Origin of the sequence: Micromonospora sp. WMMC250 (assembly GCF_027460215.1) — a bacterium.
In the GTDB taxonomy this organism is placed as follows: Bacteria; Actinomycetota; Actinomycetes; order Mycobacteriales; family Micromonosporaceae; genus Micromonospora; species Micromonospora taraxaci.
The window spans coordinates 3828951-3851167 of record NZ_JAPZBJ010000002.1 but is presented as its reverse complement, the minus strand read 5'-3'; the positions used below and the strand labels follow the sequence as shown (position 1 = coordinate 3851167).

Sequence of the window (22217 nt, the reverse complement as noted above, 5' to 3'; positions counted from 1 at the left end):
CCGATGTGTTCCGCCCGGTTGCTGGCCCGCACGTACTGTTCGGGCATCCGGGTTGTGCACCGGATCTTCCACGCGACCGGGCAGCCGGTCACCTGCCACGGGAGGTCACCTGATGAAGCAGGGCCCTCTCCCCTCGGTCGACTCGCCGGACGACATGGCCGGCCCAGCCGACCTGCCCACCTGCGGTCCGCTGCCCACCCGGGTCGGCGTGACCGGCCCTGCCCCGGAGGAGCCGCTCGGCGTGGTCGCCGTCGGCCCGGCCGGCGCCGACCGGCGTGCCGTGCTCGCCACCCTGCTCGGGCTCGACCCGGTCATGCTCACCGTGCCGACCGGCAGTTGGCTGGTGGTGCGCAACGCCAAGGTGCCCACTCGGGCCGCGTTCGTGCCCGGTTACCGCCAGCCGCACTCCTACGGTGCCGACCGCAACGCCGCCGGGCCCGCGTTGGCCCGTCCGCCCCGGCGTGTCGAGTTGAGCGTGCCCGAGCCGCTGCTGCGCCACTTCACCCTGATCGACAGTCCGGACACCGCCACGCTCGGCGTGGCCGGCACCCGGGTGCTGGTCGACGCGGTGGGCCGGGCCGGCGCGCTGCTCTTCGTGATCGCTGCCGACCAGGCGTTCACCGCCGCGGAGCTCAACCTGCTCACCGAGGTCGCCCCCACCTCGGTGGAGGTCGTCTTCGCGGTTACCCCTGGTGCGGCGGGTTGGGCCCCACCGGCAGACGGCGCGGCGACTACGGAGGGCGCGGGGGCGTCCGTCCCGCCGGCCGAGGGTGCGGCGACGGAGGTCGACTCGGCCTCGGTCACCGTGGCGGCACATCGCGCGGCGCTGCTGGCCGCAGTGCCCGCGCTGGCCGGCGCACGGTGGTTCCCGGTCGGTGACGCCGACGCCGCCGCCGATCTGCGGCGCGCGCTGGTGGGTTGGTCGTCCCGGGAGGGTCTGCAACGGGCCAGTGTCGACCCGCCCGTGTTGCCGGGTGGGCAGGGCCGCATCCCGGTGGCCGCCGACCCGGGCGACTGGTCCGAACGACTCGACCGCCACACCCGTTCGTGCGCCCAGCGGATCCGCCAGCACCTCGCCCTGGAGTTGGCGAACATCCACCTGCGGGCGGTCCAGGAGATCGTCTTCGGGGTCGGCTGCGCGGGCCTACCGGATCTACTGGACCGGGAGATGGCGGCGTTGTCGTTGTTGGCCACGGCGCAGTGCGACCAGGCGGTGCGCGGCATCATGGCCGACGTCGTGGGCCAGGTGCTCGCCGCGCCTCCCACCGAAGGCGTGCGGCGACGGATCGCCACTGCCGTGCAGTACGGCCTGGTCGACGACCAGCCCGGCCACGAGTTGGACAAGGTGCTGCTGATCACCAGCACGGCCGGGGTCGCGACGTTGACCGGCGCGGAGGCGATCGACGCCCTCGCCAGCTATCCGGCGGCGGCCCGCGCCGAGGTGCTCCCGCCGGTCGCGGTGGCGCTCTCCGGCGGGTGCTGGCAGCAGTGGCGTACGCCCGGCAACGACGACCACAGTGCGGCGCGGGCCTGGTCCCAGCGGGCGGTGCGGGAGGTCGAGCTGGGGTTGTCCCGGGAGGTCTCCCGGCGGTTCGAGGTGATCCGCCTCTCGCTGGGCGCGGTGCTCTCCGATGCAGTCGACCACGGCATCCTGCTCGCCTGACCGCGCGGTGGCACCTCGGTCCGGGTTCGTGTCACACCGCGCGTCAGACGGCGGGCGGGGTGCCTCAGGGGTGCCCGGGGTGGGCGATCCACGACGGGCCGGCGTTCCGGTTCCTCGGTTCCGGGAATCCGGTGGCACGATGGGGGGCATGGCGGCTCCGCAGGTTGCACCGGTCGAGACGCCGGCCACTGACGAGGTGCCGGCGTCCGACCGGCAGTGGGTGACGATCGTGTGGGACGACCCGGTCAATCTGATGACGTACGTGACCTGGGTCTTCCAGAAGCTTTTCGGCTACAGCCGGGAGAGGGCCGAGCAGCTGATGCTTGACGTGCACCACAAGGGCCGTGCCGTGGTCTCCACCGGTGCCCGGGAGCGGATGGAGCACGACGCGTCGCAGTTGCACGCGTACGGGCTGTGGGCGACGGTGGACAAGTCGTGAGCATGTTCCGTCGCCAGGCCGGCTGTTACGTCGCCACCTTCGCCGTGGACGAGGCGCGGGTGTTGCGCAAGGTCGCCTCCGAGGTGGTCGGCCTTCTCACCGATGGGTTCGACCACACCGACCCGGTCGTCGGTCGGCTCTTCCCGGCGGTCTATCCGCAGGATGCTTCGGGCACCGCCGAGTTCCGCCGCTACACCGAGGGCGACCTGAAGACCGCGAAGATCGACCAGGCCGGGGCGATCCTGGCCGCGCTCCCCGACGAGGCGGGCGGCGAGGTCCGGCTGGACGCCGAGGCGGCCGAGGCGTGGCTGCGGGCGCTCAACGACGCACGGCTCGCGATGGGTGTCCGGCTGGAGATCAAGGACGGCACGGATCTGGGCGAGGAGTTGGACGACGCGGTCGCGGAGGACCCGGCGTCCAGCCGGGTGTTCCAGCTTTCGGTCTACGCGTACCTCGGATATTTGCAGGAGTCGCTGCTCAACGCCTTGATCGACTAGGCGTGACCGGCACCACTTCGGCCCGTGCTCGTCAGGCGTTAGGCTGGTGCTCGTGCTGAGCATCGACCGGTCGATCATCGACGCGATCGTCGCCCACGCGCGCCGGGACCACCCCGACGAGGCGTGCGGCGTCGTCGCCGGGCCCGTCGGCAGCGACACCCCGACCCGGCACATCCCGATGGACAACGCCGCTCGGTCGATGACCTTCTACGAGTTCGACTCGATGGAGCACCTGCGGGTGTGGCGGGAGATGGACGACCGGGACGAGGAGCCCGTCGTCATCTACCACTCGCACACCGCCACCGAGGCGTACCCGTCGCGGACGGATGTCTCCTTCGCGGGCGAGCCCGGCGCGCACTACCTGCTCGTCTCGACCCGTGAGCCCGACTCGGAGGAGATCCGGTCGTTCCGGATCGTCGACGGCGTGATCACCGAGGAGCCGGTTCAGGTCGTGGAGGCCGGCGTCGACCCGCATGCCGTCCAGTCCTACATGTTCGGGCAGAGCCCGGCGACGGTCGACTACGAGTGTTCCGGCCGCTGATCCGTCAGCGTCCGACCCGTCTCGTCCCGTCACCGTAGGCACACCCGATCGAGGAGCTCGACATCATGGCCATTGAGGTTCGCATCCCCACCATCCTGCGTAGCTACACCGGCGGCGCCAAGGTCGTCGAAGGCGCCGGCGACACCCTCGCCGATCTGCTCAACGACCTGGACTCCCGGCACGGCGGTCTGCGCGGCCGGCTGATCACCGAGGCGGGCACCTTGCACCGCTTCGTCAACGTCTACGTCAACGACGAGGACGTCCGTTTCCTCGGCGCGCTGGACGCCAAGCTCTCCGACGGCGACAGCGTCACCATCCTGCCGGCCGTGGCCGGCGGCGCGTTCGGCTTCGCCGCCGCGGCGGCGATCAGCTCGCACAGCGCGGCGGCAGCGGCGATCAGCTCTCCCGCTGTGGCGATGGCCCGCGACGCCGTCGCGGTTCGCTGAGGTCGGCCGCCATGGCGCGGTACGACAGTCTGCTCGACGCGTGCGGGGGCACGCCGCTGGTCGGCCTGCCCCGGCTCTCCCCGACGGTGCCCGACGGGGCGCCGCCGGTGCGGCTCTGGGCCAAGCTGGAGGACCGGAACCCCACCGGCAGCATCAAGGACCGCGCGGCGCTGTTCATGGTGCGGGCGGCGGAGGAGGCCGGCCGGCTGCGGACGGGTGACACCATCCTCGAACCGACGAGCGGCAACACCGGCATCTCGTTGGCGATGGTGGCCAAGCTGCGCGGCTACCGGTTGGTCTGCGTGATGCCGGAGAACGTCTCCACCGAGCGGGTCCAACTGCTCCGGATGTACGGGGCCGAGATCATCTTCTCGCCGGCGGCGGGCGGTTCCAACCAGGCGGTCGCCACGGCCAAGCAGATCGCTGTGGAGCACCCCGACTGGGTGATGCTCTACCAGTACGGCAACGAGGCGAACGCCCGGGCGCACTACGAGACGACCGGGCCGGAGCTGCTGCACGACCTGCCCAGCATCACGCACTTCGTGGCCGGGCTGGGCACCACCGGCACGTTGATGGGCACCGGTCGTTACCTGCGGGAGAAGGTCGACGGCATCCAGGTCGTGGCCGCCGAGCCCCGGTACGGCGAGCTGGTCTACGGGCTGCGCAACATCGACGAGGGGTACGTGCCGGAGCTGTACGACGCCTCGGTGCTCTCCCGGCGGTTCTCGGTCGGCACCCGGGACGCGGTGCTGCGTACCCGGCAGCTCGTTGAGGTGGAGGGCATCTTCGCCGGCTTCTCCACCGGTGCCATCCTGCACGCCGCGCTCGCGGTGGCGCACGAGGCGGTCCGCGACGGCCGCCGTGCCGACGTGGCCTTCGTGGTCTGCGACGGCGGATGGAAGTACCTGTCCACCGGCGCGTACGGCGGCACGCTCGCCGACGCCGAGGACGCCCTGGAGGGGCAGCTCTGGGCCTGACCGGTTGGGGCTTTTCGTTTCGTTACGGGCCGTCGACGTGTGTCGGCGGCCCGTGCGTTGCCCGCCGCTCCGTGAGCAGGTGTCACGTTCGTGACAAGTTCCGTTGGATCATTCTTGCTGCCGGGTGCCCGGGCGTAGGCTGCGCAGCGTGACGCACGCGTCGGTAGAGATCACGGCTGGAGCGACGGCCGACATGAATGCTACTGACAGTGACAGCGAGACCACTCGATGCGACTGACGGTCCTTGGCTGCGCCGGCAGCTTCCCCGGCCCCGAGGCGCCCTGTTCGGCCTACCTCGTCGAGGCCGACGGTTTCCGGCTCCTGGTCGACTTCGGCTCAGGGTCACTGTCCAGCCTCCAGCGGTACGCGGGCCTGCACGCTCCGGACGCGATCCTGCTGACCCACCTGCACTGCGACCACATCCTCGACGCCGTGACCTACGTGGTGGTCCGCCGGTACGCCCCGGAGGGCCCCTACCCGGCGCTTCCCGTGTACGCGCCGTCCGGCGCACCGGACCGGCTCAGTGCCGCCTACGGCGACGACGGCACCGTCGAGGACGTGTACCAGTTCTACGCACTCCAGCCCGGCACCTTCCCGATCGGCCCGTTCACCGTCACCGTCGACCGGGTCAACCACCCCGTCGAGACGTACGGGGTGCGGCTGGAGCACGACGGCCGCTCGCTGTGTTACTCGTCGGACACCGCGCCCTGCGACGCGCTGCTGCGGCTGGCCCAGAACGCCGACGTCTTCCTCTGCGAGGCCAGCTACCTCGACGGGGTGGACAACCCACCGGACCTGCACCTCACCGGCCGGGAGGCCGGCGAGACGGCGACCAAGGCCGTGGTGGGTCGGTTGCTGCTCACCCACCTGGTCGCGGCCTGGGGCAGCGAGGCCCACACGTTGGAGTCGGCGGCCTCCGCGTACACCGGGCCGATCGACGTGGTCCGTCCCGGCGCCAGTTACGACGTCTGACCCACCCCGTCCCGGTTGGCGTCTACCGGGCAGCGGTGTTGTGCCGTACTGTTCGCCGGCCGGTCAGCGAACTGTCGTCTGCCGCACCCGTGGCACCCGCACGGTGTGGGCATGCGGATCGCCATCGTGACCGAGTCGTTCCCACCGGACGTGAACGGCGTCGCGCACTCAGTGGTGCGCACGGCGGAGCACCTGCTCGACCGGGGCCACGAGCCGGTCGTCATCGCACCCGCGCCGCCCGGAGCCAGTCGGCGGAACGTCGAACGGCTGCCGTACCCGGTGGTGCGCATCCCCAGCGTGCCGCTGCCCCGCTACCAGGGTTTCCGGTTGGGTGTGCCGACCACCACCCGGCTGACCGGGGCGTTGCTCTCGGCCGAGCCGGACGTGGTCCACCTGGCCAGTCCGTTCGTCCTCGGCGCACGGGCGGCCACCCTGGCCAGCCGACACGGGCTGCCGATGGTGGCGGTCTACCAGACCGATGTGGCCGCGTACGCGCGGGCGTACCGGGTGAGCTGGGGAGAGGCGGCGGCGTGGCGGCGGATCCGGGAGATCCACAACTCGGCGCAGCGCACCCTCGCCCCGTCCACCCGCGCCGCGGCCGACCTGATCGCGAACGGCGTACAGCGGATCTGGCTGTGGCGTCGCGGCGTGGACGCCGTGCGTTTCGACCCGGCCAAACGGTGTGCGGCGCTACGGGAGCGGCTGGCACCCAACGGCGAGCTGCTCGTCGGCTACGTCGGGCGGCTCGCCCCGGAGAAGCGGGTGGAGCTGCTGGCGGCGACGTCGCGGCTGCCCGGTGTGCGGGTGGTGGTGGCCGGTGACGGCCCGGCCCGCCGGCAGTTGGCCCGGGAGCTGCCCGGGGTGACCTTCCTGGGTGTGCAGCACGGCGAGGACCTGGCCCGGCTCTACGCCAGCCTGGACCTGTTCGTGCACACCGGACCGCACGAGACCTTCGGCCAGACCATCCAGGAGGCGTTGGCCTCCGGGGTGCCGGTGGTGGCCCCGGCCAGCGGCGGCCCGGTCGACCTGGTCGACCCGGGCGTGACCGGGTCGCTGGTGCCGCCGAACGACGGCGACGCGCTCGCCGCGGCGGTGGCCGACCTCGCCGGCGACGCCGACCGGCGGCGGGCCCACGGGCTGGCCGCCCGCGTCGCGGTCGGTCGCCGTAGCTGGTCGGCCGTCGGCGACGAGCTGATCGGGCACTACCACGCGGTACGCGCCGTGGCCGCCACCGTCGGCCTGCCGGCCGCCTCGTGACCGGGGCCACGGGCGGTCTGCGGATCGTGCGGCTCGCCAACTTCGTGACCGCACGATCCGGCGGTCTGCGTACCGCACTGCGACACCTGGGAGAGGGCTACCGGGCGGCGGGACACGATCCGGTGCTGGTGATCCCCGGCAGACGTGCCGCCGACGAGTCGTACCCGTGGGGGCGGGTGATCACAGTGCCCGGCCCGGAGATGCCGGGCAGCGGTGGGTACCGGCTGCTCGCCGGCCGGCGTCGGCTGGCCCGGCTCCTCGCCGACCTCGCCCCGGACCGGTTGGAGGTCTCCGACCGGTCGTCGCTGCGCTGGACGGGCGGGTGGGCCCGGGCGCACGGGGTGCCGTCGGTGATGGTCTCGCACGAGTCGCTGACCGGGCTGCTCGGCCAGTGGGGGGTGCCCCACACGTTGCGCAGATCGATCGCCGACCGGCTCAACCGGGCGACCAGCCAGGCGTACGACCGGATCGTCTGCACGACCCGGTGGGCCGCCGAGGAGTTCGACCGGATCGGTGCCGGCAACGTCGAGCTGGTGCCGCTCGGGGTGGACCTGGACACCTTCTCCCCGGACCGGGCCGACCAGCTGTTGCGCGCGCGGTACGCGGACCCGGGCGAGTTGCTGTTGGTGCACTGCGCGCGGCTGTCCCCGGAGAAGCGGCCGGAGTTGGCCGTGCAGGCCCTCGCCGAGCTGCGTCGGGTCGGCGTACCGGCGGTGCTGGTGATGGCCGGCGACGGCCCGCTGCGCGGCGCGCTCGCCCGCCGGGCGGAAGGACTGCCGGTCACGTTCGCCGGCTTCCTGCCGGACCGCGCCGCCGTGGCCGCGTTGCTCGCGAGCGCCGACGTCGTGCTCGCACCCGGCCCGGTGGAGACGTTCGGTCTGGCCGGGCTGGAGGCGTTGGCCTGCGGCACCCCGGTCGTCGTCAACGCGGCCAGCGCCCTGCCCGAGGTGATCGGAGCCGCCGGACTGGCCGCGTACGGCTCGGGGGAGTCGATGGCGGCGGCGGTGACCCGCCTGGCGGAACGGCCGCAGGCGCAGCGGCGACTCGCCGCCCGGGCGCGGGCCGAGGAGTTCGGGTGGCCGGCGGCCGTCGCCGGGTTCCTCCGCGTGCACGACGCGGACGCGCCCGTGGGCACCCCGAGTGAGGTGGATCCCCGCACCGCATAGGGTGCAGACATGGCGCGACCTGACGGGCGAGGGCCCTCTCAACTCCGACCGGTGACTCTGACCCGAGGCTGGAGCACCCATCCGGAGGGCTCGGTGCTCGTCGAGTTCGGCGGCACCCGGGTGCTCTGCACGGCGAGCGTCACCGAGGGGGTGCCCCGCTGGCGCAAGGGCTCCGGGCTCGGCTGGGTGACCGCCGAGTACGCGATGCTGCCCCGGGCCACCAACACCCGTTCCGACCGGGAGAGCGTCAAGGGTCGCGTCGGTGGACGCACCCACGAGATCTCCCGGCTGATCGGCCGTAGCCTGCGGGCCAGCATCGACCTCAAGGCGCTCGGCGAGAACTCGATCGTGCTCGACTGCGACGTGCTCCAGGCCGACGGCGGCACCCGCACCGCCGCGATCACCGGCGCGTACGTCGCCCTGCACGACGCCGTGGGCTGGCTCGCCGCCCGCAAGGCGTTGGCCGGCAAGCCGGAGAAGGTGATGCACCGGTCGGTGGCCGCGGTCAGCGTCGGGATCGTCGCCGGCGAGGCCCGTCTGGACCTCTGCTACGAGGAGGATGTCGCCGCCGAGGTCGACATGAACGTGGTGTGCACCGGTGCGGGCGACTTCGTCGAGGTGCAGGGCACCGGTGAGGCGGGCGTGTTCGCCCGGGACCAACTCGACAGTCTGCTCGACCTGGCCGTCGCGGGTTGCACCGAATTGGCCGAAGCCCAGCGGAAGGCACTCTCATGAACAAGGTCCTGCTCGCCACCCGCAACCGTAAGAAGCTGGTGGAGCTTCAGCGGATCCTGGACGGCGCGCTCGGCGCGCACCGGATCGCCCTGCTCGGCCTGGACGACGTCGAGCAGTACGCGGAGCTGCCGGAGACCGGCCTGACCTTCGGTGAGAACGCGCTGATCAAGGCACGGGAGGGGTGCCGGCAGACGGGTCTGCCGACCATCGCCGACGACTCCGGGATCGCTGTGGACGCGCTCAACGGGATGCCAGGGGTGTTCAGCGCCCGCTGGTCCGGCAAGCACGGCGATGACCAGGCCAACCTCCAGTTGGTGCTGGACCAGATCGCCGACGTGCCGGACGAGCAGCGGGCTGCCTCGTTCGTCTGCACCGTGGCGCTGGTGCTGCCCGGCGGCAAGGAGCACCTGGTCGACGGCCGGCAGTCCGGGCAGGTGCTGCGCGCTCCGCGCGGCGACGGCGGGTTCGGCTACGACCCGATCTTCCTCGGTGACGGACAGGACCGCACCAACGCGGAGCTGACGCCGGCGGAGAAGGACGCCATCAGCCACCGCGGCAAGGCGCTGCGCGAGCTGGCCAAGCTGGTCGCCAAGGTGCTGCCGCCCGCCAGCTGACGGGCGCGAGGTGCTGCCGCCCGCCACCTGACCCGCGGCGGACGACAGCGACCCGGCGGAGGTCAGCCCAGCGGGCCGACCTCCCGCTCGATGGCGGCGCGCAACTCCGGCCCGGCGACGACCGCGCGGGCCGCCTCCATCACCGGGGCGAGGAACACGTCCGGGCCGGGCTCGCCGGCCGCCGGACCGAGCGCGGTGACGGCGGCCCGGCCAGCCGGTGACGGCTCCAACGGCGCGCGCAGTTGCAGACCGCGTACGCCGGCCAGCAGCTCCACAGCGAGCAGGCTGGTGAGGTTGTCCAGCACGGTGCGCAGCTTCTTCGCCGCCGCCCAGCCCATCGACACGTGGTCCTCCTGCATGCCGCTGGTGGGCAGGGAGTCCACCGAGGCGGGGGCGGCCAGGCGACGGTTCTCCGCGACGATGCCCGCCGCCGTGTACTGGGCGATCATCAGCCCGGAGTTGACCCCGGCGTCGGGGGAGAGGAACGCCGGCAGTTCCCGGGAACGGGTGACGTCGAGCAGCCGGTCCACCCGCCGTTCGGCGATCGCGCCCACCTCGGCGGCGGCGATGGCGAGGAAGTCCGCGGCGAAGCCGAGCGGCGCGCCGTGGAAGTTGCCCGTCGACTCGACCCGACCGTCCGGCAGCACCACCGGGTTGTCCACCACCGACACCAGTTCCCGTGCGGCGACGGTGCGGACGAAGTCCAGGGTGTCGCGGGCCGCGCCGGCCACCTGCGGGGCGCAGCGCATCGAGTACGCGTCCTGCACGGCGTGCGCCAGGTCGTCGCGGTGCGAGTCCATCACCCGGGAGTCCTGCAACAGCCGGTGGATGTTCGCCGCCGAGGCGGCCTGACCGGGGTGCGGCCGGATCGCGTGCAGCTCGGGCAGGAACGGCCGCTCCGATCCGAGCATCGCCTCGATGGCCAGCGCGGCGGTCACGTCGGCCATGGCGAACAGGTGCGCCGCGTCGTCGATCGCCAGCAGCAGCATCCCGAGCATGCCGTCGGTGCCGTTGATCAGCGCCAGCCCCTCCTTGGCTGCCAACTCGATCGGCTTGAGCCCGGCGGCGGTCAGCGCGTCGGCGGCGTCCTGCCGCTCGCCGGCCGGCCCGAGGATCCAGCCCTCACCGAGCAGCGCCAGCGCGCAGTGCGCCAGCGGCGCCAGGTCACCGGAGGCGCCCAGCGAGCCGTGCTCCGGCACCCACGGGGTGATGTCGTTGTTGAGCAGGTCTACCAGGGCCTCGGCGACCAGCGGCCGGACCCCGGAGCGGCCCAGGGCGAGCGACCGGACCCGCAGCAGCATCATCGCCCGGACCACCTCGCGTGGCATCGGGGCGCCCACCCCGGCGGCGTGCGAACGGATCAACGCGTGTTGCAGCTCGGCCCGCCGCTCCGGCGCGATGAAGGTGTTGGCCAGTGCCCCGAACCCGGTGGACACCCCGTACACGGGACGGCCGGACGACTCGATGCCGTCCACGATGGCCCGACTGGTCGCCATCGCGTCGATGGTGGCCGGGTCGAGGACGACAGTGGCGGTGCCGCGGGCCACCGCGAGAACGTCGTCGGCGGAGATTCCGGTGGGCTGGATGGTCACTGTCGTCATGGCGTTACTCCGTTGCGCATTACCTGGCGGATCAAGGGGACACCGGGCCGGTAGGCCAGGTGGAGGTACGACGGCGCGTCCAGGACGACGAGGTCGGCCCGCGCGCCGGGGGTGAGGACGCCGATGTCGTCGCGGCGCAGCGCCCGCGCGCCCCCGGCGGTCGCGGCCCAGACCGCCTCCGCCGGGGTCATCCGCATCTCGCGGACCGCCAGCGCCACACAGAACGGCATCGAGGAGGTGTACGACGAGCCGGGGTTGCAGTCGGTGGCGAGCGCCACTGTCACACCCGCGTCGAGCAGTCGGCGGGCATCCGGGTACGGCGATCGGGTGGAGAACTCCGCTCCCGGCAGCAGTGTCGCCACCGTACGGGTCCCCGACCCGTCGCTGCGGGCCGTGCCGGCCAACGCGTCCACGTCGGCGTCGCTGAGGTGGGTGCAGTGGTCGACGCTGGCCGCGTCCAGCTCCACACCGAGCCGCACCCCCGCTCCGGGGCCGAGCTGGTTGGCGTGGATACGGACGCCCAGCCCGGCGGCCTGGCCGCAGGCCAGGATGGCGCGAGCGTGGTCGACGTCGAAGGCACCCCGTTCGCAGAACACGTCGACCCACTTCGCGTACGGCGTGGCGGCGGCGAGCATCGGGCCGCAGACCAGGCTCACGTAGTCGTCGGGGCGGTCGGCGTACTCGGCCGGCACCACGTGTGCGCCGAGGAAGGTGGTCTCGGTGCTGCTCTCGGCGGCGATCCGCAGCGAGCGGGCCTCGTCGGCGACGGTCAGCCCGTACCCACTCTTGATCTCCATGGTCGTGGTGCCCTGGCGCAGCGCCTCCCCGCGCAGCCGGCGCACCGTGATCCGGAGTTCGTTGTCGGTGGCGGCCCGGGTGGCGCCGACAGTGGTCCGGATGCCGCCGCCGGTGTAGGGCTGACCGGCCATCCGGGCGGCGAACTCGGCGGCACGGTCCCCGGCGAAGACCAGGTGGGCGTGGCTGTCCACGAAGCCGGGCAGCACCGCCGCCCCACCGGCGTCGAGCCGCCGGTCGGCGGCCGGCGCGTACGCGGACGGCCCGACCCAGACCACCCGGCCCTCTTCGACCAGCACGGCCGCGTTGCGGCGGATGCCCAGCGGACCCTCGCCGGCACCGTTGGTGACCAACTCACCGATGTTGTCGACGAGCAGACTGCTCATGCAGAGCCTTCTTTCGTTCGCGACTGCGGGGCTCGCAAACCCGGCTCACTCCTCGCGCTCACCGGGGAGTCACCGCCTCGATGGCCGCCGACAACTCGGCCGGCACGTCGACGCTCAGGTGCCGGCCCTCGGCCACCACCAGGCGACCGTCGACCACGACCTGCTCGACGTCGGCGGCGGTGGCGGCGAAGAACGCGCCCACCGGCGGCACCCCGGCGGTACGGGCGCTGTCCAGCCGTACCGTGACCAGGTCGGCGCGCGCGCCGACGGCGATCCTCCCGGCGTCGGCCCAGCCCAGCGCCGCGTGCCCGGCGGAGCTGGCCGCCGTCACCAGGTCCGCCGGTGTGAAGTGGCCGCGTCGACGGGTACGCAGCCGCTCGTCCAACTCCACCGCCCGGGCCTCCTCGAACAGGTCGATCACGGCGTGACTGTCGCTGCCGAGGCTCAACCGGATCCCCGCTTCGGCCATCAGCCGGGCCGGGCCGATGCCGTCGGCCAGGTCCCGCTCGGTGGTCGGGCAGAGGCAGACCCCCGTCCGACTGTCGGCGAGCAGGGTCAGGTCGGCGCTGGTCGGGTGGGTGGTGTGCACGGCCGTGGTGTTCGGCCCGAGCACGCCGTGCTCGGCGAGCAGCGCGGTGGGCGAGCGCCCGTGCACGGCCCGGCACTCGTCGTTCTCGGCCGGCTGTTCGGAGAGGTGCACGTGCAGCGGTGCCTGCCGCTCCCCGGCCCACTCGGCGACAGTGGAGAGCTGGTCGGCCGGGACCGCCCGCACCGAGTGCACGGCCGCGCCGACCCGGACGTGGGCGTCTGTCGGCTGGAACGCGCCCGCCCGCTGCGCCCAGCGGGAGGCGTCGCCGTCGCCGAAGCGCCGTTGCGGGCTGGCGAGGGCCTGACCGTCCACTGTGGAAGTCAGATAGCAGGTGTCCAGCAGTGTGAGCCGGATTCCGGCGTGCGCGGCCGCCTCGACCAGCGCCGCGCTCATCTCGTTCGGGTCGTCGTACGCGCCGCCGTCGGGTCGGTGGTGCAGGTAGTGGAACTCGCCCACGCAGGTGACCCCCGCGAGCGCCATCTCCGCGTACGCCGCGCGGGCCAGGGCCAGGTAGGTGTCCGGGTCCAGGCGGTCGGCGACGCCGTACATCTGGTCCCGCCAGGTCCAGAAGTCACCCCGGCCGCCGTGGGTGCGCCCGCGCAGCGCCCGGTGGAAGGCGTGCGAGTGCGCGTTGGCCAGGCCGGGCACTGTCAGCCCGGGCAGTGGCACGGCGTCGGCGTACACGTCGACCCCGGCGTCCGGTCCGTGCGCTCCCAGCAGCGGCGTCACCGCGGTGATCCGCCCGCCGTCGGTCTCAATCAGCACGTCGGGCGTGGGCTCGGCGTGCTCGGGCAGCCAGGCGTACTCCGCCAGCCAGCGGGTCGCGGTCACCGGCATGTCAGCTCCTCCAGCACCCGGGCCAGCGCCCGTACCCCGGCGGCGCAGTCGTCGTCGGTCGCGGTCTCGGCGGGGGAGTGCGACACCCCGGTCGGGTTGCGCACGAAGAGCATCGCGGTGGGCAGGTGCCCGGCGAGCACTCCGGCGTCGTGCCCCGCGCCGGTGGGCAACACCGGCGCGTCCAGCAGCGTGGCGAGGCGCTTGGCCAGCCCGCCGTCGAAGGCGACCAGCGGGGTGGCCGACTCCTCGGTGACAGTCACCGCCGTACCGTCGCGGCGGGCCCGTTCGGCGAGCTTGCCGCGTACCGCGTCGACCAGGCCGGCGAGCGTCTCCTGGTCGGCGGCCCGGGCGTCCAGCCAACCGGTCACCTTCGACGGGATCGCGTTGGTGGCGTTGGGTTCGACGGCGACGCGCCCCACCGTGGCGTGCGCACCGCGCAGCCGGGCCTCCTTGTTGGCCGCCAGCACCGTGAACGCGTAGGTCAGCATCGGGTCGCGGCGGTCGGCCATCCGGGTCGTACCCGCGTGGTTGCCCTCCCCGACCACGTCGAAGCGCCACCGGCCGTGCGGCCAGATCGCGCTGGCCACCGCGACCGGGGCGTCGGTGTCGACGAGGGCGCGGCCCTGCTCGACGTGCAACTCGACGAAGGCGCCGAACCGGCCCAGCACCTCCGGGCGGGCACCCGCCGGCCGGTCGCCAAGCGCCTCGGCGAAGCTCACCCCGGCCGCGTCGCGCAGGCCGGCCGCGCGGTCGGGCGACAGCGCCCCGGTGAGCAGCCGCGATCCCAGGCAGGGTACGCCGAAGCGGGCCCCCTCCTCCTCGACGAACGCGCCCAGCACCAGCGGCCGGTCCGGGGTGACCCCGGCGGCGCGTAGCTCGTCCACGGCGAGGAAGGCGCTGACGATGCCGAGTGGCCCGTCGTACGCCCCGCCGTGCGGTACCGAGTCGAAGTGGCTGCCGGTCAGCACGGCGTCCTCGCCCTCCGGGTCACCCCAGTGGGCGAAGAGGTTGCCGTTGCCGTCCTCGGTGACCGGCATGCCGCGACGCTCGGCCTGGGCACGGAACCAGGTCCGCAGCTCCAGCTCCGGCGCGGTCAGCGCGTACCGCAGGTAGCCGCCGCTGTCAGCGTCCCGCCCAATCGGCGCGATCTCGTCCCACAGGGCCCGGAATCGGGAGGAGAGGTCGCCGGTCACGAGTCGGCACCCTCGGTCATCGGGATGCGGACTCCGGTGCGGTCGGCGACCTCGCGGGCGCTGTCGTAGCCGGCGTCGACGTGCCGGATCACGCCCATCGCCGGGTCGTTGGTGAGCACCCGTTCGATCTTCTGACCGGCCAGGGCGGTGCCGTCGGCGACGCAGACCTGCCCGGCGTGGATCGACCGGCCGATGCCGACGCCACCGCCGTGGTGGATGGACACCCAGGACGCGCCGCTGGCGGTGTTGACCAGAGCATTGAGCAGCGGCCAGTCGGCGATCGCGTCGGAGCCGTCGGCCATGCCCTCGGTCTCCCGGTACGGGCTGGCGACGCTGCCGGTGTCCAGGTGGTCCCGGCCGATCACCACCGGCGCGGAGAGTTCACCGGAGGCGACCATGTCGTTGAACCGCACGCCCGCCTTATCCCGTTCGCCCTGGCCGAGCCAGCAGATCCGGGCCGGCAGGCCCTGGAAGGCGACCCGCTCACCGGCCAGCTTGATCCAACGGGCCAGCGACTCGTTCTCCGGGAACAGCTCCAGGATCGCGCGGTCGGTGGCCGCGATGTCGGCCGGGTCGCCGGAGAGCGCCGCCCACCGGAACGGACCCCTGCCCTCACAGAACAACGGTCGGATGTACGCCGGCACGAAGCCGGGGAAGTCGAAGGCCCGCTGGTAGCCGCCCAGCTGCGCCTCGCCCCGGATCGAGTTGCCGTAGTCGAACACCTCGGCGCCGGCGTCGAGGAAGCCGACCATCGCCTCGACGTGCTTCGCCATCGACGCACGGGCCCGGTCGGTGAACTCGGCCGGCTTCGCCGCGGCGTAGTCCCGGGCGTCGGCCAGCTCGACCCCCACCGGCAGGTACGCCAACGGGTCGTGCGCGCTGGTCTGGTCGGTCACGATGTCGATAGCGACGCCCCGACGGAGCAACTCCGGGAAGACCTCGGCGGCGTTACCGACCACGCCGACGCTCAGGGCCCGGCGGTCCCGCTTCGCCGCGAGGACCCGGTCGACCGCGTCGTCCAGGGAGTCGGCGACCTCGTCGAGGTAGCGGTCGTGCACCCGGCGGTCGAGCCGGGTGCGGTCCACGTCCACGATCAGGCAGACGCCGTCGTTCATGGTGACCGCGAGGGGCTGCGCGCCGCCCATCCCGCCACAGCCGGCGGTCAACGTCAACGTGCCGGCGAGGGTGCCGGCGAACCTCTTGGCGGCCACCGCGGCAAACGTCTCGTAGGTGCCCTGGAGGATGCCCTGCGTGCCGATGTAGATCCACGAACCGGCGGTCATCTGCCCGTACATGGTCAGGCCGAGCTGCTCCAGGCGGCGGAACTCCGGCCAGGTCGCCCAGTCGCCGACCAGGTTGGAGTTGGCCAGCAGCACCCGGGGCGCCCACTCGTGGGTGCGCATCACCCCGACCGGGCGGCCCGACTGCACCAGCATCGTCTCGTCCTCGCGCAGGTCGGTGAGCGTGCGGACCAACGCGTGGTACGACGGCCAGTCCCGTGCCGCCTTCCCGGTGCCGCCGTAGACCACCAGGTCGTCGGGGCGTTCCGCCACCTCGGGATCGAGGTTGTTCATCAACATCCGCAGGGCGGCCTCCTGCTGCCACCCGCGGGTGGTGAGCTGGCTGCCTCGTGCGGCACGGATGGGCTTGGTCATCTCTGGCTCTCCTCCGGTCATCCGAGGAACAACTGTCGGCGGGCCGCGGAGGCTTCGAACGCCTCCAGTCGGCGCTGGGTGTCGGCCGGCGCGGCGTCGCAGATCGCCTGCAACAGCACCATGGCCAGGGTCATCGGTGCGGTGTGCAGGTCGAACACGAGCTGCGCGCCGACCGCGGCGGGCAGCACCACGTGGGCATGCTCGGTGGCCGGGCTGACCGGTGAGTCGGTGATCGCCACCACCGTCAGCCCGGCGGCGCGCGCGTCGCGCAGCGCGTCCAGGGTCTCCCGGGGATAGCGGGGGAGGACGAAGGCGAGCACTGCGGACGCTCCGGCCTCGGCCGCCTGCTCCAGCCGATCGGTGAGCAGGCTGCCGCCGTCGTCGAGCACCCGTACGTCCGGGTGCACCTTGGCGGCGAAGTAGGCGAAGTACGCGGCCAGCGGCGCGGCGGCGCGCAGACCGAGCACCGGCAGCGGGCGGCTCTCGGCGAGCAGCCGCCCGGTCTCGGCGATCCGGTCCCGGTCGGCGAGCTGACCGGCCAGCCGGTCGAGGTTGCCGATCTCCGCGCGTACCGCCTGCTGGAGTTCGTTGCCGGCGTCCGCCGACCCGCCCGTCGTGCCGGCGGTGAGGTCGCGCAGCCGGCGGCGCAGCGCCGGATAACCGTCGTGCCCGAGCGCGACGGCGAACCGGGTGACCGACGGCTGACTGACACCGGCGAGGTCGGCGACCTCGGCGGCGGACAGGTACGCCACGGCGGGTGCGTGCTGCACGAGGCAGTGCGCGATGCGGCGCTGGGTGGGCGTCAGCCGTACGCCGTCGAACAGCCTTAGCAGCTCGGTGCCCTCTGCACCACCTTCATTCACAGCTAGACTCTATGCATAGAAACTTTCACAGACAAGGCGGCTGCGAAGTCGCCGTTCGCTGGTGAGGGCGGTCTTTTGCCCAGCTGATGCGCCCCGCATTTGGCCATGGACCCCGCACCACGTTCGTTGATGGCACGGCTTTGCGTGAGGACCTCAGGCGCAGTCTGCGCTCATCAATTGGCTGGTGCCCGCTGTGCGATACTGCCGGTCCGCCGCGGGGGATCATCGGAGGCAGTGTCGTGACAAGCGTGGAACAGGGCCAGCACCGGGCGACCATCCACCACACATCGGTTCTGGAGTCGCCTGCCGAACTCGGCTCCTCGCAGCGACCTCCGCGGAGCGGCTGGCGGAGCGGGCTGACCTGGCAACGGTGGTTAGCGGACAACGTCTTTCCTAGCACTGTCACATCGGCGCCGATTGGCCGCAGGACCGTTTTCGGATACCTCGCGGCCTTCCTGCTCGCGGTGACCTACCTGTTGGTGATTCCGCAGGGCCGAACTCACCTGACCCATGTCTGGGCAGAGGACGGTCGGATATTCCTCGGCGGCGCGGCGACCAAGAATTTTCCGCTGGTGGTCATCGAGCCGTACGCCGGCTACCTGCACGTGCTTCCTAGACTCTTCGCCGACTTGGCCGTCCAGCTGCCGATCGGCTGGTGGGCTGCGGGGGTGGCGATTGCGGCAGCGGCGGTACGTGCGGCGGTTGCCCTGCTGGTCTTCACCGCGGCCGCCGGGCACCTTCCGTCCCGCAAACTGCGAGCGGTGCTGGCCGCTGCGATCATCCTGCTGCCGTCCGGCAATAGCGAGGCCCTGAACAACCTTGCCAATCTCCACTGGTTCGTCATTTTCGGCGCCTTCTGGGCTCTGCTCTGGCGGCCGGCAACGCGCTGGCAGAATTGCCTGAGTGCCGCTGCGCTCCTGCTCGCTGTGACGACGAGCCCCCTGGGGATGCTGCTTGTTCCGTTGGCCGGCGCACGACTTGCCCTGCCTCGGCGACGTGATCGAGTGCCGGCGCTCGCCTTCATTGTCGGCTTGGCGATGCAGATCGTGCCGCTGCTGTCGTCGACCTCGACGCGAGAGCGTGACCCGTTCGACGTAACGCAGGGACTTGCCGCTGCCGCAGCCCGCGTACCACTGGTGATGTTCACCGGGTCAGAGTTGGCCGCAGGCCTGTATCCAGATGCACTGGAGCTGAACTCGCGCTTCTATGCCTGGCCGGCGGTGCTCGCCGCTGTCGTCGCTCTGGCTGTCGCCGGTTATGGACTCCGCTACGGCACGCCGGCTCGGCGGTTCCTGGGGATCGCGAGCTTGTGCCTAGCCGCCGCGTTTATCGGCGTGCAGCTCTACATGAACTGGTCCGATCTGCTTCGCATCGACCAGCCCTACGCCGTCATCCTCGGTCAGCGGTACAGCGCAGCGCCATCGCTGTTCCTGTTCACGGCAGTTCTCGTGGGCCTGGCACGGGCTCCAAGACCGCAGTTGCGGCATGTGCTGACTGTCGTACGCGTCGGGGTGGCAGCGATAATTCTGTGCGGCATTGTCTATCAATGGAGTTCTACACTTGGCTTGGTTCGACTCGAGGGTCCAACATGGCAGCAGAATCTCTGGGTTGCCGAGCAGGAGTGTGCTACTGGCAAGACGGAGACCCCTATCGATACCATTCCCTCTCCCTGGCAGCTGGACCTTCCCTGCGAGTACCTGACTCGGGGAAGGTAGAGCAGGGCCGCATCGACAAGATCCAGTAAGTCCCACGGGTAGGTGGCGATAGGTTCGAGCAGACCAGACCTCCCGCGGACATGTCGGTCGGCTGACCGGCGGGACGCCGACTTGGCGCCAGCTCTGTAGGATCCGCACGGCGGTTGAGCAGAGGAGTGGAATGCAGCCGGAAAGCCCCTACAGGTACACGCATTTGTTGGGCGCGTGCCAGGTTGGTAAGGCCTGGGCGGCAGTGGACGGGCAAGGTCAGTTCGCCACAGTGGCCGTGTTGGACGGTGTCGCCGCTTCCGACCAGCGGTGGCGTGAGGCCTTCGGCGCCGCGGTGGGAGCGTTGGCGCAGGCCAGCGGCGGTCACCAGTACACGGCCGCCGGCCTGTCGGCCGCTCACCCCTGGGTGGCCTACGGTGCCGAGCAGGGGAACGCGCCGCAGCGGCTTTTTCAAAGCCTCGGAGTGGACTACCAGCCGGTTCCGGACCTGCCGGTTTCCGGGCCGCCCATGTCGGTGCCGCCTGCGTCAGAGCTGCCGGTGTCCGGCGTGCCGGGGCAGGTCAGTGGCCCGCCAAAGGCGGTTTCCGGGGTGCCCGAGTTGGTGGGCCACATGCCGCAGCTACCGTGGGCGATGCACACGGCGCCGGTCTCCGGGCAGCCTGGGTCAGTGCCGGCGCAGCCGGTCTCGGCCGCGCCGTCCTCACCCGCGTCCGGAACGCCATCGACCCAGCCGGTCTCCGCTGCCCCGCAGTCACCGTCCTACGCCACCAGTGCCGCACAGGTCACCCCATTCGATCCGTTCCCCACATCCGGGGGCCGACGGATCGCGCCGGTGGCTCCGAAGCCGAAGCGGCCCAACTGGTTGCTGATCACGGGTGCGCTGGTGTTGGCCCTGGTCGCCGGGACCGCTGGTTTCTTCGTGGGTCGCAGTGGCGACGACGGTTCGGCGCCGTCGGCCGAAGCCAGCCTGTCGCCCTATGAGGCGACTCTGTTATCCATCAACAAGACCAAGTTCGAGGGCGAGTTGGCACCGTTGGCCGAGCCCTGGCTGGCGCGGGTTGGCGGCTGCGCGACCTACGGCGAGTTGGGCGCCCCGGCGGTGATGGCCGACGAGAAGCAGCACGTCTACTGCCAATTTTCCGGCGCATTCCTGCACTTTGTGCTCTATCCGGGCAAGACTGAGAAGGACGCGCAGCGGGCGTACCGCTTGCAGCTCAACCTTGCTTCCGGCACGTTGGCGCCGGGGGTGCGGCAAGCGACCCGTACGAGTGGCAACAAGACCGGGGCCCAGGGCAGCTACGTCGAGTACGCATTCAACCTGCAGGATGGTCGGACGATGTGTGGCCTCTGGTGGGACCGGGACGACACCAACGGTGTCACCTACATCGAGACGCTCTGCAAGGACGGCATCGCGGGCAACTGGGACGCATTGCGGGATCTGTGGCGTCGCGGTAGCTGAGCAAGAAGCATGTCCCGTCGACTACGCGGCAGCTGAACCACGAGTGTCTTCACTGCACTTTCACACATTGTCATCGCTCGCTGATGACCACGACCGGCTCGATGCCGCCGGTCGCCTGTTCGACGCGGAAGTCAGCGAGCACCGACCGCCATGCTTCGGCCTCCTCGAGGCTGATGAATGATCGAATCAGCCAGATGCGTGCGCCACCGCGCTGTGCGGCCAACTTGAGTGCTTGATCAACGCCGAGCCGGATGCCCTCAGCATCCGTCCCGGGGGTTATGACGACGTCCGACCGAGAGGGCATCTCGACCCACCAGCCGACGGTGTTGCCGTACGGCTCGACCAGTTTGATCGCGTCACGCTTCGAGTAGAACGCGAAGCCGTACCACGCCGCATCGTTCAGGATGACAACGTCGTTGCGTGAGCGGTTTTCGTTCACGAATTCTGTCGCCGATCGCACATCCATCATGGTGATCGGGCTGCGCTCCAAACCCGGCTCATCTCCATCAAAGCGGTACCAGGCGGCGTTGTGGATGGTGAACGTGACGAGGAGGACCGCGCAGACCATCGCTGTCACGACGGTGGGCCGAGTGCGGTGCAGCATGCGGCTGACGAGCCCGGCCACCAGATTCGCCGTGCCGACAAGGCCGACGCCCGCCACCGCCGCCGCCGCGACGAGCAGGAAGTGTGAGGTGCGTGCATCCAGGAGTGGATAAACGTCCGCCACTCCCAGCACCAGTACCGTTACCGGCAGCAGTATCACCGCGACAGCGGTGGCAGGACGACCTGACTTCATGAGGGTGGCGGCGCCCGCGACGACAAGACCTGCAACAACCAGTACGGGAACGCCGAGGAGGGGCGTCAAGTCGTGGGCCCGCTCCGCGAGGTAACCGGCGAGCTCGTGTGGCTGTGGGAAGTAGGCTGTCCAGAAATCCCGCATCTCGTCAGATCGGGCCCGCGCCGAGAATACGGCGTAGATGGCTCCCGCCAGCGAGGCTGCGGCGAACCCGGCCACGATCACCTGAGGGAGTCGCGCCCACTGGCGCCGAATCATCGCGGCCACCAGCAATCCGCCGAACACGCCAGGAGAAACGATGGCGGTGACGTGGCTGAGCAGCATTCCAACGCCGACCGCGGCCACGACCACCCACAGCCGTCTGGGTGACCATTTCTGCTCAACCCACGCGGTCAGTGCCAGCATGGCCACCGCAACGGCGGCATCAGCGGAGTACTGCTTGAGATCGTGGCGGACCTGTTGGGCCGGGAGGAGCAGGACCACGGCTCCAGAGACCATGCCCGCCACGATCCCCAGTCGACGGGTCTTCCACTGCGGCAGACGACCGAGCGCGTATGCCACACCGACCGAGAGGCAGTGAAACGCGAGCGGAACCACCCGAAGGTAATCGGAGTCCGGGACCAACCGCAGAAGGAAGCTCCACCCAATCGGAGTTGACGACGTCGCCACCGGCAGCTCCGCGAGAGGCATCCGTACCGAGAGCGCCACCCATGCCTCGTCGAGCCAGTACGGCGCAGTGAGCATCGTTTTGATGTCGTGCACGACCGGGACGGCGGCTAGCAGGACGGCGACGGCGATCCAGTCCGTGCGCCGCAGACGGCGGCCCACAGAAGCCGGCAGCACGGCGTGATTGCTCACGTTCGTATGCGTGAGCTGTGCAACCACGCTGCTTCCATTCTCAGAGTACGAACCATTGGAGAATCATCAGTGGACCCCGAGGGCGGCGACCTGTCCACTGACAGGGTCTCAGGAACTCCGCCGCCTCCCGGTGCTGCCGGCACATCGGGTTTGCTTGCGTCGACGACTGCCCGAG

The 22217-nt window shown here is 71.4% G+C and carries 20 protein-coding genes; 13 read left to right on the top strand and 7 right to left on the bottom strand.

What is annotated here, in order from left to right; translation table 11 throughout:
- Window positions 1-112: 112 nt before the first annotated feature.
- From O3438_RS17090 to rdgB, 11 genes are all read left to right on the top strand, one after another.
- The gene (locus tag O3438_RS17090) at window positions 113-1663 is read left to right on the top strand and encodes a hypothetical protein (protein ID WP_269680896.1); all 1551 of its coding nucleotides are present in this window, start codon (window positions 113-115) and stop codon (window positions 1661-1663) included.
- A 148-nt stretch (window positions 1664-1811) separates the two neighbouring features.
- Window positions 1812-2102 (top strand): ATP-dependent Clp protease adapter ClpS, encoded by a 291-nt coding sequence (clpS, locus tag O3438_RS17085; protein ID WP_030487198.1) that lies wholly within the window; start codon window positions 1812-1814, stop codon window positions 2100-2102.
- Between the two features lie 2 nt (window positions 2103-2104).
- Window positions 2105-2599, top strand: coding sequence for a DUF2017 domain-containing protein (locus tag O3438_RS17080; RefSeq protein WP_197699390.1), 495 nt, complete (start codon window positions 2105-2107; stop codon window positions 2597-2599).
- Between the two features lie 52 nt (window positions 2600-2651).
- A complete protein-coding gene (locus O3438_RS17075) occupies window positions 2652-3140 on the top strand; it encodes a Mov34/MPN/PAD-1 family protein (RefSeq protein ID WP_145785271.1) in 489 nt (162 codons plus the stop codon).
- 65 nt (window positions 3141-3205) lie between these two features.
- On the top strand, window positions 3206-3586 hold the full coding sequence (locus O3438_RS17070) for a MoaD family protein (protein WP_269680895.1): 381 nt from the start codon (window positions 3206-3208) through the stop codon (window positions 3584-3586).
- Window positions 3587-3597: 11 nt separating this feature from the next.
- The gene (locus O3438_RS17065) at window positions 3598-4563 is read left to right on the top strand and encodes a PLP-dependent cysteine synthase family protein (RefSeq protein ID WP_269680894.1); all 966 of its coding nucleotides are present in this window, start codon (window positions 3598-3600) and stop codon (window positions 4561-4563) included.
- A gap of 228 nt (window positions 4564-4791) precedes the next feature.
- Window positions 4792-5535, top strand: coding sequence for an MBL fold metallo-hydrolase (locus O3438_RS17060; protein WP_088986111.1), 744 nt, complete (start codon window positions 4792-4794; stop codon window positions 5533-5535).
- Between the two features lie 111 nt (window positions 5536-5646).
- On the top strand, window positions 5647-6792 hold the full coding sequence (locus O3438_RS17055) for a glycosyltransferase family 4 protein (protein ID WP_269680893.1): 1146 nt from the start codon (window positions 5647-5649) through the stop codon (window positions 6790-6792).
- Window positions 6789-7958: a glycosyltransferase gene (locus O3438_RS17050; protein ID WP_269680892.1), complete on the top strand. Its 1170-nt coding sequence runs from the start codon at window positions 6789-6791 to the stop codon at window positions 7956-7958. Before O3438_RS17055 ends, O3438_RS17050 begins: the two co-directional genes overlap by 4 nt.
- Before the next feature lie 9 nt (window positions 7959-7967).
- Complete coding sequence (rph, locus tag O3438_RS17045; RefSeq protein ID WP_269680891.1) at window positions 7968-8693, top strand: ribonuclease PH; 726 nt, start codon at window positions 7968-7970, stop codon at window positions 8691-8693.
- Window positions 8690-9307, top strand: a complete 618-nt coding sequence (rdgB, locus tag O3438_RS17040; RefSeq protein ID WP_269680890.1) for an RdgB/HAM1 family non-canonical purine NTP pyrophosphatase — start codon at window positions 8690-8692, stop codon at window positions 9305-9307. Before rph ends, rdgB begins: the two co-directional genes overlap by 4 nt.
- Window positions 9308-9369: 62 nt before the next feature.
- On the opposite strand, the gene hutH is transcribed toward rdgB, so the two are convergent.
- The 6 genes from hutH to O3438_RS17010 are packed head-to-tail and all read right to left on the bottom strand — an operon-like array spanning window position 9370 to window position 17226.
- Window positions 9370-10908, bottom strand: coding sequence for a histidine ammonia-lyase (hutH, locus tag O3438_RS17035; protein WP_269680889.1), 1539 nt, complete (start codon window positions 10906-10908; stop codon window positions 9370-9372).
- Complete coding sequence (gene hutI / locus O3438_RS17030) at window positions 10905-12089, bottom strand: imidazolonepropionase (protein ID WP_269680888.1); 1185 nt, start codon at window positions 12087-12089, stop codon at window positions 10905-10907. The genes hutH and hutI overlap by 4 nt, the downstream gene beginning before the upstream one ends.
- Before the next feature lie 58 nt (window positions 12090-12147).
- Window positions 12148-13515 carry a formimidoylglutamate deiminase gene (locus O3438_RS17025; RefSeq protein WP_269680887.1) on the bottom strand — a complete coding sequence of 456 codons (1368 nt, stop codon included), beginning with the start codon at window positions 13513-13515 and terminating at the stop codon, window positions 12148-12150.
- Complete coding sequence (locus O3438_RS17020) at window positions 13506-14708, bottom strand: allantoate amidohydrolase (protein ID WP_269680886.1); 1203 nt, start codon at window positions 14706-14708, stop codon at window positions 13506-13508. The genes O3438_RS17025 and O3438_RS17020 overlap by 10 nt, the downstream gene beginning before the upstream one ends.
- Complete coding sequence (gene hutU / locus O3438_RS17015) at window positions 14705-16363, bottom strand: urocanate hydratase (protein ID WP_269680885.1); 1659 nt, start codon at window positions 16361-16363, stop codon at window positions 14705-14707. The genes O3438_RS17020 and hutU overlap by 4 nt, the downstream gene beginning before the upstream one ends.
- 17 nt (window positions 16364-16380) lie before the next feature.
- Window positions 16381-17226, bottom strand: a complete 846-nt coding sequence (locus O3438_RS17010; RefSeq protein ID WP_269680884.1) for a MurR/RpiR family transcriptional regulator — start codon at window positions 17224-17226, stop codon at window positions 16381-16383.
- Window positions 17227-17474: 248 nt separating this feature from the next.
- Between O3438_RS17010 and O3438_RS17005 the strand changes: the two genes are divergently transcribed.
- Together O3438_RS17005 and O3438_RS17000 are read left to right on the top strand one after the other, a co-directional pair.
- Window positions 17475-18941 (top strand): hypothetical protein, encoded by a 1467-nt coding sequence (locus tag O3438_RS17005; protein WP_269680883.1) that lies wholly within the window; start codon window positions 17475-17477, stop codon window positions 18939-18941.
- Between the two features lie 265 nt (window positions 18942-19206).
- A complete protein-coding gene (locus O3438_RS17000) occupies window positions 19207-20388 on the top strand; it encodes a hypothetical protein (RefSeq protein WP_269683667.1) in 1182 nt (393 codons plus the stop codon).
- A 70-nt stretch (window positions 20389-20458) separates the two neighbouring features.
- Here the strand turns inward: O3438_RS17000 and O3438_RS16995 are convergent, their stop codons facing one another.
- Window positions 20459-22069, bottom strand: coding sequence for a hypothetical protein (locus tag O3438_RS16995; protein WP_269680882.1), 1611 nt, complete (start codon window positions 22067-22069; stop codon window positions 20459-20461).
- Window positions 22070-22217 lie beyond the last annotated feature (148 nt).

Bases quoted from the DNA above. Each gene is read 5' to 3' on its own strand.
- O3438_RS17090 (WP_269680896.1), top strand. From the start codon at position 113: ATGAAGCAGGGCCCTCTCCCCTCGGTCGACTCGCCGGACGACATGGCC.
- clpS (WP_030487198.1), top strand. From the start codon at position 1,812: ATGGCGGCTCCGCAGGTTGCACCGGTCGAGACGCCGGCCACTGACGAG.
- O3438_RS17080 (WP_197699390.1), top strand. From the start codon at position 2,105: ATGTTCCGTCGCCAGGCCGGCTGTTACGTCGCCACCTTCGCCGTGGAC.
- O3438_RS17070 (WP_269680895.1), top strand. From the start codon at position 3,206: ATGGCCATTGAGGTTCGCATCCCCACCATCCTGCGTAGCTACACCGGC.
- O3438_RS17065 (WP_269680894.1), top strand. From the start codon at position 3,598: ATGGCGCGGTACGACAGTCTGCTCGACGCGTGCGGGGGCACGCCGCTG.
- O3438_RS17060 (WP_088986111.1), top strand. From the start codon at position 4,792: ATGCGACTGACGGTCCTTGGCTGCGCCGGCAGCTTCCCCGGCCCCGAG.
- O3438_RS17055 (WP_269680893.1), top strand. From the start codon at position 5,647: ATGCGGATCGCCATCGTGACCGAGTCGTTCCCACCGGACGTGAACGGC.
- rph (WP_269680891.1), top strand. From the start codon at position 7,968: ATGGCGCGACCTGACGGGCGAGGGCCCTCTCAACTCCGACCGGTGACT.
- rdgB (WP_269680890.1), top strand. From the start codon at position 8,690: ATGAACAAGGTCCTGCTCGCCACCCGCAACCGTAAGAAGCTGGTGGAG.
- hutH (WP_269680889.1), bottom strand. From the start codon at position 10,908: ATGACGACAGTGACCATCCAGCCCACCGGAATCTCCGCCGACGACGTT.
- hutI (WP_269680888.1), bottom strand. From the start codon at position 12,089: ATGAGCAGTCTGCTCGTCGACAACATCGGTGAGTTGGTCACCAACGGT.
- O3438_RS17025 (WP_269680887.1), bottom strand. From the start codon at position 13,515: ATGCCGGTGACCGCGACCCGCTGGCTGGCGGAGTACGCCTGGCTGCCC.
- hutU (WP_269680885.1), bottom strand. From the start codon at position 16,363: ATGACCAAGCCCATCCGTGCCGCACGAGGCAGCCAGCTCACCACCCGC.